Here is a 14754-nt window from a genome sequence, read left to right as displayed (position 1 = left end):
TGATTGGAGCGCTAACTGATATTTTTAGAATGAATTAACTGTTTAAAAAACTATTGTAATGGATCAAAAGTACCGCCCCATTCTTTGTTTTGCTTTAAAACATCTTTTGATTGAGAAATATGAGCTGGATTAATTGCAAAAAACCAGTGGTTTGTGGTAAAATTATATTTATAATCTGCATCACCGTCGATATTATCAATATATGCCGCTCTAAACTTCGACCTTACTGAGGCCGACTTCACAATATTATCTAGAGGAGTTGGTCTATCAGCAACATTTTTCAAGGTTATATATAACCCATGACGAGCACCTTGATTATTTAAAATATCAAAACGTTTCAATCGTCTTAAATTCTCAAACCGTTTATTTTCAAAGGCAAATTCAACCTGACTTTCTTTAATATACGCTTCTCTTATTTCCGTTTGAGTTGAAGCCACTATACCATAATTCCCACCCGAACCTGCAGTAATTCCTGCACGTTTTCTAATGGTTTTTAACACTTCTAAAGCCTCCGTTGATTTACCTACTTCATTTGCACATTCACCGTAATTCATAAGTAATTCAGCATAACGCATCTCTACCCAGTCAGTTTGTCCCCTATCAACCAGAGCTGCCACCAATGTAGTATCAAGTCCTTTACGTTGAAAAAAACCAGTACAACCTGACCCTGAAATGCCTGGATGGATTTTATTGGTGGCCATTAGGTACTTACTAGTAGCCGCATCTTGTTCCCAAACAATCCAGTAACTATTTCCTTTTAAATAACTTGGAGGAGAATCATCAGGCGTAGGGTAAGGTGTACCACCACACCAAACAGTAGCAAAAAATCTATCGTCACGATTAGTATAAAAATCAGTTAAAAACTGTTCATTATAGGTAGGATCCGAAAGCATTTCCTTATTAAACTGTATAGGAGACCCATCCTTTTTCGGGAAAGCCAATAATAAACTTAGTAAAGGCTGATTATTATTAGTTGATCCCGAAGTCAAAGGCATTGGACGAATTGCAGCAAAGTTAACGGCGTGTCCAGGATCAAAAAACTGATTTACCATAACCACTTCCTTATTTCTCTCCTCAGTCCAGATTTTACTATAATTAGGATGTAACGTATGTCCTTGTGTTGCGCCAAAATCAACTGCTGCTTTGCAAGCGTCATAGGCTGCCTGCCAACGTGCAGGGTCATTAGATGGATTAAACAACGGACTTGCATAAGTAAGTAATACCCTTCCTTTCATAGCCATGGCAGCAACTTTGGTAATGCGTCCATAATCTGCGCCTGCATTAGCGTAAACACCTGGTAATAACAAAATAGCACTATCCAAATCTTTAACAATTTGGGCAACACATTCAGATGTTTTATTACGTGGCTTGAACAATCCAGGTACATCATTAAAATTCTGTTTATGCAAAATAAGAGGCACCCCCCCTACGCGATTTACCATACCCCAATATGACCATGCCCTCCAGAATTTGGCTTCACCAGTGTATTGTTTGTTCAATTCTTCTGAGAGAACAGTAGTCGGAACTGCTGCTAATTCGTCCAGAAAAAAGTTAACCTTATCAATTATGTCGTACTTAAGATCTAGTTTCGTACCAGCTTCAGAAATAATACCACGTGCATAATCTGGGAATTGTCTTGGTTCTACAATTGCTTCATCCGTTTCCGAACCGTTAATTGGCCAACCCGGCATTGACTTACCATAAACATCATTAAGGTAAGCCTTTATCATTTGGGGATCACCCCACACAGCTTCAGGAACGATTACACTATTATTATCATAATCCAGTCCTTTCTTGCAAGATGAGACCAATGATAGTATCAACATATTAGCAAGAAATAGCTTAAAAAATTTATTATTCAGTTTCATATATTCAGAATTTATAATTATTAAAGCGAAACATTAATCCCGAAATTGAAATTCTTCATAACAGGATAACTAAAGCCATCGCCTAATTGTGGATCGTAATATTTTTTATTGAACTTGCTAATTACAAACAAATTAGACCCGCTGAAATAAAGCTTCACACCGTTAATACCAATTTTATTCGTAATGCTGGTAGGGATTGAATATCCAACGTTCAACAATCGCATACGTAAGAAACTTGCATTCTTTAACCAAAAAGTACTTTCAGTATTAGTCACGGTTCTAACGTTATCATTTGCTGAATAACGTCTAGGTAACGTGGCATTTGGATTTTCAGGCGTCCATGCATCATTAGCCCATGGTTTCCACATGCGATTCCATTCCACATTTCCATCCACCAGATTATTTATATATTTATAATTACGGAAACTACCATCAAAACTTGCATCAATACTAAACCCTTTCCATTCAGCTCCAAAGTTTAAGCCTAATAAAACTGGGTTATTGTTTTTCTTTATGATAGTTTTATCCCAATCATCTACAATACCATCTGGTTTACCATCTTTACCGCTCAAATCAGCATAGGTTAATTGACCTAAGGCAGGTGCAATACCTTTAAATTTATAATTTGGATTCGCAGCAACAAAAGCATCCAGATCAGCCTGTGTACGGATCATCCCTGTTTGAACAAAGGCTACTATCTTTGATGCGGAACGATTTACATCAACTTCCCAAGGATAAGTAACCACTTTATCTCTAACAAGTGGTGTTGCAGCTGCATAACTGGCATTGATATTTGCATAATAATTCAACTGATTCGTTTTGTTGCGATAACCAAATGTCATTTCAACACCTTCTGATTTATATTCGCCATAGTTTGATGTTGGCAACTTACGACTAAACGTAGGTGGCACCTGAGCAACCCTGTCAACAAGAATATCATAAGTCTTTGCATTAAAATACTCCACACTGCCACTAAAATGCTTTAAGAAATTGATATCAATACCTATATTATAATTCCGCGATTTTTCCCAGGTGATATCAGGATTAACAAGTGATCCGTAAGAAATACCAACATTTGTAACAGGAGTGCTTCCAAAATAAGCTGAAGTACCAGGATCATAGCTTTGTTGATATTGCCAGGCATTAATATTATCGGCACTAGTAGTACCCGCTGTAGCTCTTATTTTTAACAGTTCAATTCCATTTACATTACTGAAAAAGTTTTCACGAGAAATTACCCAACCCAATGAACCTGAAGGAAAGAATCCCCAGCGTTTGTCTCCAGAAAACTTATATGATCCATCATAACGATAGGTAAAACTCGCCAAATATTTACTGTCATAATCATAGAAGAACTGGCCAACGTAAGATTTACGTCCAACAGTCTGCTCTGCGCCCCTATTGAAATCACTGTCTCCTTGAGCCCATGAATCAAGACGGTCACCACTAGCAGCCCACCATTGATCTGTTTGATAAACGGGGAATTTCTCACGTCCTGCTTTGAAACCACCTCCTTTAGTTTCTGCACGCTCATAAGTAAGCCATCCCTGTACGTGATGTACATTTCCAAACGTATGATCATAGTTCAACTGGAAATTCAATTGCTCATTATCATTCCATCTGTAAGACTCTTCCAGGTAATTATTACCAATCTGTGATGATTTTTTCAGAGAAAGTAAATCTTCATCACGAGTACTAATTTGACGGCTCGAACCTAGAAGTTTCATTACCCACATATCATATTTCGTGAAATAATTTTTCTTTCGGTTGTTTGCAATAGTCCTGATGTATTGTGATGAAACACTCAATCCCTCCACAAAAGGAATTTTATATGTGCCTTTCAGGTTTATTACCGGTTTAAAATTATTTTCTTTATTGTATCCACCTTCTCCATTCACTTCTGCACCCACATTACCAATCCAGCCATAGTCAATCGGCTTACCACCATCAGTCCACACCGGTTGCTCTGGTTGCCAAAGTAATTGTTTACGGTAAATACCATTTTCATCTCCTACTCCGGTACTAGGAAGCCTGTCACTAACATTATTATTGGCAGAAACACCCGCAAATACAGTAAAATTCTTGGCTATATCAGCTGTAATGTTAGCTCTGAAATTATAGTTTTTGTAACTAGAATTCTTCTGAAAAGCACCTTGTTTTGTATAAGAGCCCCCAATAAAATATGTAATCTTATCACCGCCACCCGTTGCACTAAGATTATGGGTTGTAGTATAAGGATCTTGCCATACCTGAGCCAACTGATCATATCCCCAACCGTTGTTGATATTTTTGAAATAGTCAAAATCAGACTGAGTCCAAGGATTATTTGTAGGATTCATCCGGTTATAGATTTGTCCTGTTTCAATCGCGCTCGTTAAATCAGCATTCCTCCCTCGCTTATCAAATCCTGAATTGAACGAATAATTGATTTTAGCTTTCTCATTTTTAGATCCACGTCTGGTCGTAACAACAATTACACCACCCGAAGCACGTGCACCATAAGCTGCTGTTGTTGCAGCATCTTTAAGCACTGTTACTTTGTCGATGTCATTCGGGCTAAGATTATTAAAATCGGCAGAGTTATCAGTAACCAACCCATCAATGACATATAATACATTTTGATCATTAAAGGATGTTTTTGTACGGATCGAAATACCTGGGGCCGTTCCAGGACGACCTGCAGGAACACCCACCTTTACACCTGCCATTTGACCCGCCAGTAAATTCCCTAACGATGTTGTTGGTGAATTCCTTCTAGTATCTTCCATTGTCATTGTTACAATAGAACCGGTTACTAAATCTTTTTTCTGCGTTCCGTAACCTACTATGACTACATCATCAAGATTCACCGCCGAAAAAACCAACTCTACTACCATTCCACGAGAAGCAATAACTTCCTGTGCATCATAACCTGTCATAGAGATTTTAAGCTTACTACCTGCTTCTACGTTAATTTCAAACTTACCATTTTCGTCTGTTTTTGACTTTCCACTACCATCTTGTAAGATAATGGTAGCACCTGGTAAGGGGGTTTTATCCTTAGCATCTATTACTGTTCCCGAAATTTTGCCTTGTGCAAAGGCAGAATGTGATTGCAGTAAGAGCCAGATAATTCCGAGCACTCTGAAGTGCATTTTTAATACCTGTTTCATAATTTATTTAAATTGGTTTTGGTTCTTTGATTATTTAATCTATTAAAAAAAACAATCGATTGCTTAAATGGTAAATCTCTTAACAATACTTAGTTACAACTACTGTTAATTTGATTAATTACAATGTTTTTTTTGCACCAAACCTTTATATCTAAACATAAATAGACTATATTTAGAGCATAAACTATTCTAATTAGCTTTATACATTACACCAAATAAACCACTGATATGCAATACATTTACGAGAACTTTACCTTTCCGCCTGACCAATCATTTACCGTACGATCAGAAATTCTGGAGGTAAAAAAGTATACGTCGTTAAAGTCTCATGTTAATTTTGAGATTGCATTAATTGAAAATTGTTTTGGTAAACGATTTGTTGGAGATCATATCGAAGATTTTAAAGGAACGGAACTCGTCCTTCTCGGAAGTTATTTACCACACTGCTGGCAATACTATAATACTATAGACGAGAAAGTACAGCCTCAAGCAGTTGTTGTGCACTTTTTTCCGGATTTTCTAGGCAAAGATTTACTTGCTAAACCTGAAGCAGCACTCCTAAACCATCTTTTTGAAAATGCTTCAAAAGGAATTTTATTTTCTGGGCCTACAGTAGCAAGAGCAAAAATAATTCTGAACCAAATGTTATTTGAATCTGGATTATCACGTGCTGCATTAATGCTCCAACTTCTGGATGTTCTGGCTCAATCCACCTCTTGTAAAAGCCTGTCATCTCCTTCATTTAATATCGTTGAAACATCAACTGAAGCAAACAAGATTAACCGTGTGTTTGATTATATATTCAATAATTTCAAAGAGGATATTTCTTTGCAGGATGTGGCTTCAATTATCCCTATGTCAACAGCTGCTTTCTGCAGGTTCTTTAAACTTAAAACCAACAGAACTTTAGTTGAATTTATAAAAGAGATAAGGGTTGGGCACGCAGCTAAGTTGTTAATGGAAGGTAACCACAATGTAACCGAAACCTGTTACAAAAGTGGCTATAATAATATATCAAACTTTAACAAGCACTTTAAAGAAGTAAAGGGTTTATCTCCGAGAGACTTTATTAAGCAATATAAAATTACTGCTTAAACTTGTAAAAAGGAGTTACCTCAACCCACTTCTGTCCTTCGGCAGTGCCATTAACACCTTTTTGGTAAGTATTCATTAATTTATTCCATTCAACACAACGGGGACTATAAGACTCTGCTAACTTTCCCATTTCATTTAAATCTGCGTTTTCAGGTACCGTGATCCTCATAACAATCAGATCATTGAAACGATAAAGTGTAATACTTTTATAGCCCGCTTTTTTAAACCCGGCTTCTACCTCAGGCCAAATTTGCTTATGGTATTCTAGATATTCGTTCAATTTTTTATCATTATCCACAGTATTTACCACAAATACTTTTTCTACAGATTCGGGTTCTTTATGATCAGAATTAGCTGGATTACACATCATAAAAGAACAAGTAAAAATTACGAATGCTAACTGCAGGAATATTTTTTTCATCGAAATATTAGTTAAAAAGTAAATAAATTAAAACCATTACAGATGCCAGTCCTAGCCAAACCAACCAAATAGGTCTGGAATGATATGCTTCCTCCCCCACGGGTTTATTTTTGGATTCAAGAAGCGAAGGTACTACCGGATTTATTGCAGGTTTTGTAATTAATGTTACCGCTACAATTACTAAGCTTAGCGCAACAAATAAATAAAATGAAAGTAAAAGGAAATGTGGCCAATAGCCCTTATAAGGGTAATTTAACACATGGCATGCACCCAATATTAAGCAAACGAACCCACCTCCATAAAGCACTATTTCTACCGAAATACTATTTACACGTTTCCACATAACGCCGGCAAGGAAAACAACAGACAGTGGTGGGGCAAGTATAGAAACCAAGCCTTGGCTTAATTCAAAAAAGTTTTTCCCCGAATAAGAGAAAACCATCGCAATACCTACACCTACTATTGCAGCAATAATGGTAATCCATCTCCCCATTTTTACCTGTTGCTTCTTATTAAGCACTTTAACCTGCGAAACAACATCCAGCGTAAATACGGTACAAAAAGAATTTAAACTAGATGATACCGTATCAATCAACGATGCGATTAATGCAGCAATACTTAAACCTAGTAAGCCATGAGGCATTAATTCTTTAATCATAGTAATGTAGGCATTATCGGGCTGAGCTACATCCCTAAACAAAACATAACACATAATACCCGGAAGAATAAATATTAAAGGCATTATTATTTTAAGTGCTCCAACAAACAAGGCGCCATATTGTCCCTCTTTCAGGTTCTCTGCTGCAAGTACTTTTTGTACAATCGTTTGATCAGCACACCAATAATAAATAGCCACAACGGGGTAGCCCAAAACAATAGCTATCCATGAATATTCCGGATGTGATGCAGGCAGAAACAACTTCCAATACGATTCAGGTGTTTGGCTAACCATCAAGTCTACACTACCAATTTTTTGAAAGCCCAAAAAAGTAAGCAGTATCGAAGAAACGATAATAATAATAGATTGAAAAACTCCGGTACGAACTACAGCTTTTAGCCCTCCAATGGCAGTAAAACTAGTCGCAATCAAAGCAATTATTACCAGTGCCGTAAACAAAGAACAACCAAATATCCCTGAAATTAATAAGCCTCCGGCATACAATGCACTCCCTAACCATACCACCAAAATTGAAATCAAGCTATATATAACCAGAAAATTATAAGAACGTTTACCAAAACGAATTAATAAAAATTGTGGAATCGTACTTATTTTAGTTTTTAGGTAATAGGGTAAAAAAACCATGCCCAGCAGCATTAAAAATACCCATGCTAGTAATTCGAAATTACTGCCAACAATACCATGCGAAAAACCAACACCTGCAAAACCAATTAACATAATAGGCCCTGCATTGGCACTAAACATAGAGAAACCAATTTGCCACCACTTCAATGATCTTCCACCCAAAAATATATCTTCCTGATTTTTCTCCTTTTTACCGGAGCGAAAACCAATAAAAAACAAAGCAAGGGCATATAGCCCTAAAATTAGATAATCGATATAATTGAATGATAAACTCAAATTTGGTCCCTTAGTTACATAGACACAACAGGGTTATATTTTGAAACATCTTGTTTTTCCCATAACCGTTCTTGTACTATCTTATTTTCCTTATAACAGTAATCCCAATCAATCCTTACAGGTAGTCCTTCTATTTCAGATAAATAGAACCTACCGTTTTCCCATAATGGCTTAACTAAAAAGTATTTTTCCAGGCCATACATAAGAGGATACAAATATTCGATCATGCAATCTCTATTTGCAGATGTCATGAGAAAGGCTGAATATAGGGAATATCCACCAGAAGATAATTGCAAATTTTGATTTTCACAAAGGTCTCTTATTTCCATCCACTCCTTCATCCCACCCAATTGTGTGGGTACCGGTTGTAAATGTCTAACTCCAGAATTGACAAGAGTTGGGAATATTTTTGATGTCCGTTCCGATTCCCCGTAGGCCACCGTAACCGATATTTTTTTACAAAGCTGTTCTATTTGATCATAAGACGCTGAGTGTATGGGCTCTTCTAACCAACACAAGCTCTCTTCTCCAACGGCATCAAGAAATTTGAATACATCATTACAATTCCAAATCTGGTTTACATCAGCTGCAATTTCCATTCTGTTACCAACCAGTTGTTTTACAAATTTCACTCTTTCAATGTCCTCATTTATTTTTGTTCCAAAATTTTTCCCAACCTTCATTTTGTAACAGTCCACTCCTTTATCCATCAAGAAAGTTACTTCACTTTCCAGTTCCTTCAGCGTATAATTCGTTCCTCCCCCACAGCCATACATTTTCACGTCATTATGAGTACCTCCAATATATCTATAAAGGGGCACTTTTCTACGTCTGGCTGCCAAATCATACAAAGCCATATCAATTTGCCCCAATATGGCACCAGCTGCACCTTTAAATCCCTCATTTCTAATAGCCCAATATAACTTTGGATAAAACTCTATATACGGCACAGAGTGGCTATGAAAAAGTATTGGGAAAAGACAGGTTTCCAAAATATTCATATAGCTGTTGTAAACCGGGGCTTCTCCCAGATTTCCATCCTCATCCTCTATTGTAATAATTGATATTCCAAACTTTGGAAAAGGTCCCATGGTAGCATCCTGAAAAGGAATTACCGCATCCACCTGTTCTAAAACCCTTATTCTAATTCTATTTATATTAAAAATCTCATTATCTATATTGTACATCTATTTTTCATTAAGCGTTAGTAGAATCTCATTATAAATTTCGGAAGGCAATTCACCCAATTTCATTGCATCAAGAGTACCAGTTAACTGCATCCTATCTGCAGCGCCAATTACAATTTTAAACTGAGCCGGAATGGTTAAAAGAAATCGATGGGCAAGTACCTGTAGCGAAAGATTATGCTCGTATGCTATACTATTCACTCTTCTTGCCTGTTCTATACTCTTTAATTCGAGCCAATTTGGAGGAGAATTGGTAAATTCCGAAAAATTGCAGCCTAACAATCCCATATTTAAAGGACTGGCAGCATAATATTCCTTATCATTTTCTCTGCAAACAGGAATAGTAGTATCCAATGCATCAATAGAACAAGCATTTAGCCTGTTATACTCCATAATTACATCAAATAGGTTGGTCTTTAAATAAGGTTCAAACCATTCGGGTGCATTTCCGCCCAAACCTATTTTTTTTGTATAACCATTATGCTTAAAAAATTCCATTTGCTTTAATACACCTTCCATAGCCGATTGAGGAATTGCAGCAGGGTCGTGTAGAAAAAGAATATCTACAACAGGAATATTTAGTGTTTTCAAGCTGTTTTCGACACTCCTTTTCATTCCATCGGCACTGTAATCGTAATGTGCTTCATCGACCTTATAGCCTTTCAAACGACCTACCTTAGTACTGATCAAAGGCCTTTTACCAGACCACTGACCTAAAGCTTTGCCTACAAGCTGTTCTGCATCTCCATACGCAGGCGCAGTATCTATAGCTGTAATTCCTTGCTTAAGGGCACTAAAAACTGTCATTATTGATTCCTCGGTATCTACTTCTCTCCAAATCCCACCCAATCCGACAGTACCCAAAACCAATTTATTTATCTCTTTTAACATAATTACAAAACAGTTAGGCCATTAGCGGGGTTAACTTTTATCTTTATAGTCTCACCGGTTTTAACCTTAACTTTGGGCCATCCTAAAAATGCCGTATAGCTTAATGGTTTTATAGCCTGCTTATCCGTTTCGGCCATTACCGATACATTTGCATCATACCCCGTTGTATTTGTGAGTTGAAGGGTAATCCCTGATTTATCACTCAACAATATTTGGGCTTTAACATGATCAAAAACATATAATTTCTTGCGATCCATATTAACATAAATACCGGGAATTTCCAAAGCCATCAACATTCCGTTTGTTTCTGTCCATGAGTTGCGCGTATTTATAAAATTACCAATACTTCCCTTTCCTTCGGCATCACTAAGCTGAATTCGTTCCATAGAAGAGCCGATCAGGTTATTGGTAGTTAAATGTCCTGGCATATTTACGGCTTCGGCATGTGCATGCTGAATATCTCTTATCAAATCTGCATAAAGCAGGTTACCTGTAGCCCTAAATAGCTTAAAAACATAATCGCCGGAAGCGGTACAAATACCAGGAGCAGCATGCTTATTTTGGATACTTGCCCAAATGGCACCGGCCATATTGCTTTTCAGCTTTCCAATTTCACTATTTGCAGGAAATATCGGGTCGTAAGAAAATGTCCATGTAGCACCTAATGCAGCCTGAACTTCTGCCCTATTTAACCATTCTTTTTGCCCGGTATAGTAATACAAAGCCATTAATGATTCTAAAAATCCATAAGTCGATTCGGCATCTGCATCTTGAGAGATATCACCACAATGGCCACCTGTTAATCCCTGCTTTTCAACATCGCGATGGTAATAAAATTTAGCCGCATCCTGAGCAACTTTCATCCATTCCTTATTGTGGAAATAATCAGAAGCCATAGCTAAACCTGCCGGAACAATAGCACCTGCAGTTGAATTGTATACGGCTATTTCGCCCGTTTCTGGAACAATATACTGACCAAACTCACCATCCTTATTCCAGGTACGTGCAAAAGCAGCAGCAAGCTTTTTAGCTGCATTTTCCCATTCCGGCTTAACACTTTTGCCATAACCCTGAGCTTTTATTAGCTTTATATGTTTCATGAGCCATAGCAATGCATCGGCATTTTTCCTCACCATTGCCTGAACCGGCTTAAAATCAGGCGACATCTTTTCAGGGATAATTTCGCCACTGGCTCTAATTCCTCCATAAAAATACCCACTTTTTCCCTGCAATTTGTTTACCACAAAATCCAATTCGGCAAAAACCCTATCACGCTCCTTTTTATCATTAAGGGCTAACATTGGATAGGTATTCATCATACCGCTAACCCATCCAAGCTGAAAATCCTTATTATTTTCAGGTCTGTAAAAAGACCCTGCCGGAACCTCAACAAAGTTTCCCCTGCATATATCTGTAGCTACCTCAAACAGTTTACTCATGGGTAATATGTTACGAGGATTGTTTAGACCAGAAAGGTCCTTGCGAACCTGCATAAATTTCTTTAAAAGATCGGGAATGCTTGATGCATTAAAAACGTAAACCTTAAAACCAAGTGCGACCTCATCACCAAACTTCCAGTCGGGGGCTTTATCACCACTCAAATGAAAATCACCAAAGCCTGTTGCCAATTTACGAACTGCAGGGGCCGAAATACTGAAAGAACAGCTGTCTTTTGCTGCATTCTCAACAATGGTTAATCCACTGCTTCCCAATTTGGTCATTTGCTCAGTAAGTACAATAAACCCTTTTTGTTCCTTTTTTGAGAAAAAACACATAGCTGGTGTTGCCGCATTTCCAGTTTGCAGCTCAATAAGAGAGGCTTTCCCCTCTTCAATAGAAAGTCGGGGATTATTAGATATAGTAAGTGGCACCGAAGGATTGTAATACATATCCTTTGGATATTGCGGACTATAACTGTTTCCGATTGCCCTGTACCGATTTCCATTATAAACTGAAGCAGGTACCAGCACATAATTTTCTGAATTCCATTTACTAAAATCAAAGGAAACTGAAACGGCTGAAGCTTTTGCAATACCACTGTTCAGGCGAAATGATGTAGAAACATCCATAACTTCAGGATGCCCCAAAACCGAAGAGGCTTTAAACTGCATGCTCCAATTGCCTGTTTTTGTTTGCAATGATTCTTTGTTAAATATTTGTTCAGATAATAAAGTTGTTCCATTAAATTCCTTTACCGACAACCTTAATGAACCGTTTATATCTTTTAATAATTTATTAAGGGATTCGACCGGTTGCTGTGCTAATGACACCATCCCGTTGCTTAAGCAAAGAAAGCCAATCAAAGTCACTTTTAAATTCTTCATTCCCATAGTTTATCTTCCAAGTTTAATGTAAAGATTAAATTATAGGTGGCTTAATACCACCCATAATTTGACTATTAGTAATGTTTTTTTTGCATACACTAGCTTTTTAAAAGAAATAAAAAAGCCTTTAAACATTATGTTTTAAAGGCTTTCCAAACTAAATAAAGATAAGCCATTCAGAAACCTTTACTATTATCAATTGTTTTTATATACCATCTAAGTTCGCCCGAAATTCGTTTAATTAAACCTTTAACAAAATGAAAACGTTTAAAATGATTTCAATTTCGCTCTTAGGATTATTTCTAGCTCTAAGTGCAAATGTGCGTGCACAAGACCCGATAACAGCAGCTCCAAATGTTTACAAAAAGGTTATCCTAGACAATGACAAAGTGCGGGTTATGCAGGTTGAATTCGCTCCGGGGGATGTCGCCCCATGGCATAGCCATCCTGATCATTTCGCTTATGCCTTAACAGATGGAAAACTGGAGATCACAGACAAAGACAAATCGCCTGTAGTTGCAGAAATTAAAGCAGGAGAAGCCCTTTTTCTGAATGCAACAACTCACATGGCTAAAAATATCGGAGAGACTACACTTAAGATGATTGTAACTGAATTAAAAGCAACCAAAAAGAATTAATTTATAAAGAAAAGTAAGATATTAATGCCCCTTTTGGGGCATTAATATCTTATCCGATACGATTTTGACTAGCCCACCAATTCAATCAAGATCCCTTCCTTGCAAAATAATTCTGAATTAACGAGCCAATAAATCCAAATATTAATCCATTCAACACAGATGCAATCACTACCACTCCTGGTGCCAATTCATCTGATGGGGAAATATTTTTAAGGAAAACAATTTTAAACACCAAAAGGAAAACTACTGCCCCGAAAACAAATCCAAAAAATCTACCCATTTTATTTTTCATAGCTAACAATGATTAAAACTTCTTAAATTAAAGATAATCACATTACTTTGAAATTCAAAGTGCTTTTAAAATAATATAGCAGAATTTATTTTCTACCTCTTAATGCCCACTATGCTCTTCACTGTTTTTTAATTTCGACAACAGATCATAAGTACCCGTTAAAACAACCTTTACTTTTGGATTCATTCCTTCTGGCAATTCTATCTGTATATATCCACCATCACTAATGCCAGTAATAACTTCTACGATTTCGAAATGATAAGACGGTACTTCCTCTTTTCCCGCAGCTTTGGCAATAAAAATGTACTTCTTATTCTGAAAATCCACAACTGCGCTGACCGGTAAGGCCAACGTCTGAGTAGTACCAGTTTCGATCAATGCTTTTAAATAGGTACCTGGAATAAAGCTTTTACTTTCTTTCGCTATAGCATGAACGGTAACTGTCTTGTCAGGTTTGATTTCTCCTCCAACCAGCTGTACTACAGCAAGCTGTTCGTTTGAATCATTTGTCATGGTAAAACGGACACGCTGACCGGCTTTCACTTTAGCCGCATCCTTTTCAAATACATTCAATTCCACATGAAGATTCGCACTATTAACGATTTCAAACATTACATCATTTGGATTGACAAACTTGCCTGTATTTACGTTCACCTTAGTTACATACCCACTAATTGGGGCATAGATATTTATTTGACTGCGGATAGTACCAGCCGTTAAGGTACCCGGACTGATATTGATTAGTTGCAGACGTTGTTTAAGCGCATTTTCTCTGGCAAGAATGATCTGGTACTGAGATTTAGCCTGCTGCAACGTTTTTTGGGAGTTCACATTCTGACTTGCCAAAGTCTGCTGTCTTTTGTATTCCGTCTCGGTTAATTCCAGTTGACTTTTACTTTCCAGGTAATCCTGCTGTAACTGTACATACTCCTGATTCTGAAGCACTGCAATAATCTGCCCCTTACTTACTTTACTCCCCTGTAAAAGTGGTGTTGATTTAACAATACCACCCATTTGGGTGGTAATGCTAACCAAGTTTTGCGGTGGAACATCAATATAGCCGTTAACTTTTAATAAACCACTAAGTCCTTTCATTTCAGGGGAACCCAAAGTCACCCCTATTGCGTTGTATTGAGACTGGGTGATCTCAACAGAATTCTCATTTTCTTCATGAGCTTCTTCTGTAGATACTGCCCCCTTTATTTCTGCTTCTTTTTTACCTCCGCCACAGGACATAATCAAGGTGGCCAGTATTAGTACTAAGGTGATACGCATAATATTTTGAATTGTTGTTTTCATTTCTGTGT

At 37.2% G+C, this 14754-nt stretch carries 11 protein-coding genes; 2 read left to right on the top strand and 9 right to left on the bottom strand.

Features of this window, described 5'->3' with window-relative positions; all coding sequences use genetic code 11:
- Nucleotides 1-50 precede the first annotated feature (50 nt).
- Together CPT03_RS04295 and CPT03_RS04290 are read right to left on the bottom strand one after the other, a co-directional pair.
- Nucleotides 51-1868 carry a RagB/SusD family nutrient uptake outer membrane protein gene (locus CPT03_RS04295; RefSeq protein WP_099437687.1) on the bottom strand — a complete coding sequence of 606 codons (1818 nt, stop codon included), beginning with the start codon at nt 1866-1868 and terminating at the stop codon, nt 51-53.
- A 20-nt stretch (nt 1869-1888) separates the two neighbouring features.
- Nucleotides 1889-5020 (bottom strand): SusC/RagA family TonB-linked outer membrane protein, encoded by a 3132-nt coding sequence (locus CPT03_RS04290; protein ID WP_099437686.1) that lies wholly within the window; start codon nt 5018-5020, stop codon nt 1889-1891.
- 228 nt (nt 5021-5248) lie between these two features.
- On the opposite strand from CPT03_RS04290, the gene CPT03_RS04285 reads away from it, so the two are divergent.
- Nucleotides 5249-6115, top strand: coding sequence for a helix-turn-helix domain-containing protein (locus tag CPT03_RS04285; RefSeq protein WP_099437685.1), 867 nt, complete (start codon nt 5249-5251; stop codon nt 6113-6115).
- Here CPT03_RS04285 and CPT03_RS04280 read toward each other — a convergent pair.
- Genes CPT03_RS04280 through CPT03_RS04260 form a run of 5 tightly spaced genes read right to left on the bottom strand, consistent with a single transcriptional unit; the run spans nt 6105 to nt 12517 of the window.
- The gene (locus CPT03_RS04280) at nt 6105-6536 is read right to left on the bottom strand and encodes an L-rhamnose mutarotase (protein ID WP_099437684.1); all 432 of its coding nucleotides are present in this window, start codon (nt 6534-6536) and stop codon (nt 6105-6107) included. The genes CPT03_RS04285 and CPT03_RS04280 overlap by 11 nt on opposite strands.
- A gap of 7 nt (nt 6537-6543) precedes the next feature.
- Nucleotides 6544-8115 (bottom strand): SLC5 family protein, encoded by a 1572-nt coding sequence (locus CPT03_RS04275; protein ID WP_099437683.1) that lies wholly within the window; start codon nt 8113-8115, stop codon nt 6544-6546.
- 14 nt (nt 8116-8129) lie between these two features.
- Entirely contained in the window at nt 8130-9302 is a 1173-nt protein-coding gene (locus CPT03_RS04270; RefSeq protein ID WP_099437682.1) for an enolase C-terminal domain-like protein, read from the bottom strand.
- Nucleotides 9303-10193 carry an aldo/keto reductase gene (locus CPT03_RS04265; protein WP_099437681.1) on the bottom strand — a complete coding sequence of 297 codons (891 nt, stop codon included), beginning with the start codon at nt 10191-10193 and terminating at the stop codon, nt 9303-9305.
- 2 nt (nt 10194-10195) lie between these two features.
- Complete coding sequence (locus tag CPT03_RS04260; protein ID WP_157766351.1) at nt 10196-12517, bottom strand: hypothetical protein; 2322 nt, start codon at nt 12515-12517, stop codon at nt 10196-10198.
- A gap of 257 nt (nt 12518-12774) precedes the next feature.
- Between CPT03_RS04260 and CPT03_RS04255 the strand changes: the two genes are divergently transcribed.
- Nucleotides 12775-13155, top strand: coding sequence for a cupin domain-containing protein (locus CPT03_RS04255; protein ID WP_099437679.1), 381 nt, complete (start codon nt 12775-12777; stop codon nt 13153-13155).
- Nucleotides 13156-13240: 85 nt separating this feature from the next.
- Here CPT03_RS04255 and CPT03_RS04250 read toward each other — a convergent pair whose 3' ends face one another.
- Both CPT03_RS04250 and CPT03_RS04245 read right to left on the bottom strand, forming a co-directional pair.
- Nucleotides 13241-13447: a hypothetical protein gene (locus CPT03_RS04250; RefSeq protein ID WP_099437678.1), complete on the bottom strand. Its 207-nt coding sequence runs from the start codon at nt 13445-13447 to the stop codon at nt 13241-13243.
- A 99-nt stretch (nt 13448-13546) separates the two neighbouring features.
- On the bottom strand, nt 13547-14746 hold the full coding sequence (locus tag CPT03_RS04245; RefSeq protein ID WP_099437677.1) for an efflux RND transporter periplasmic adaptor subunit: 1200 nt from the start codon (nt 14744-14746) through the stop codon (nt 13547-13549).
- Nucleotides 14747-14754 lie beyond the last annotated feature (8 nt).

The organism is Pedobacter ginsengisoli (genome assembly GCF_002736205.1).
Taxonomy (GTDB): Bacteria; Bacteroidota; Bacteroidia; order Sphingobacteriales; family Sphingobacteriaceae; genus Pedobacter; species Pedobacter ginsengisoli_A.
The sequence above is the reverse complement of the archived record's forward strand: the minus strand, read 5'-3'. Positions and strand labels throughout refer to the sequence as shown.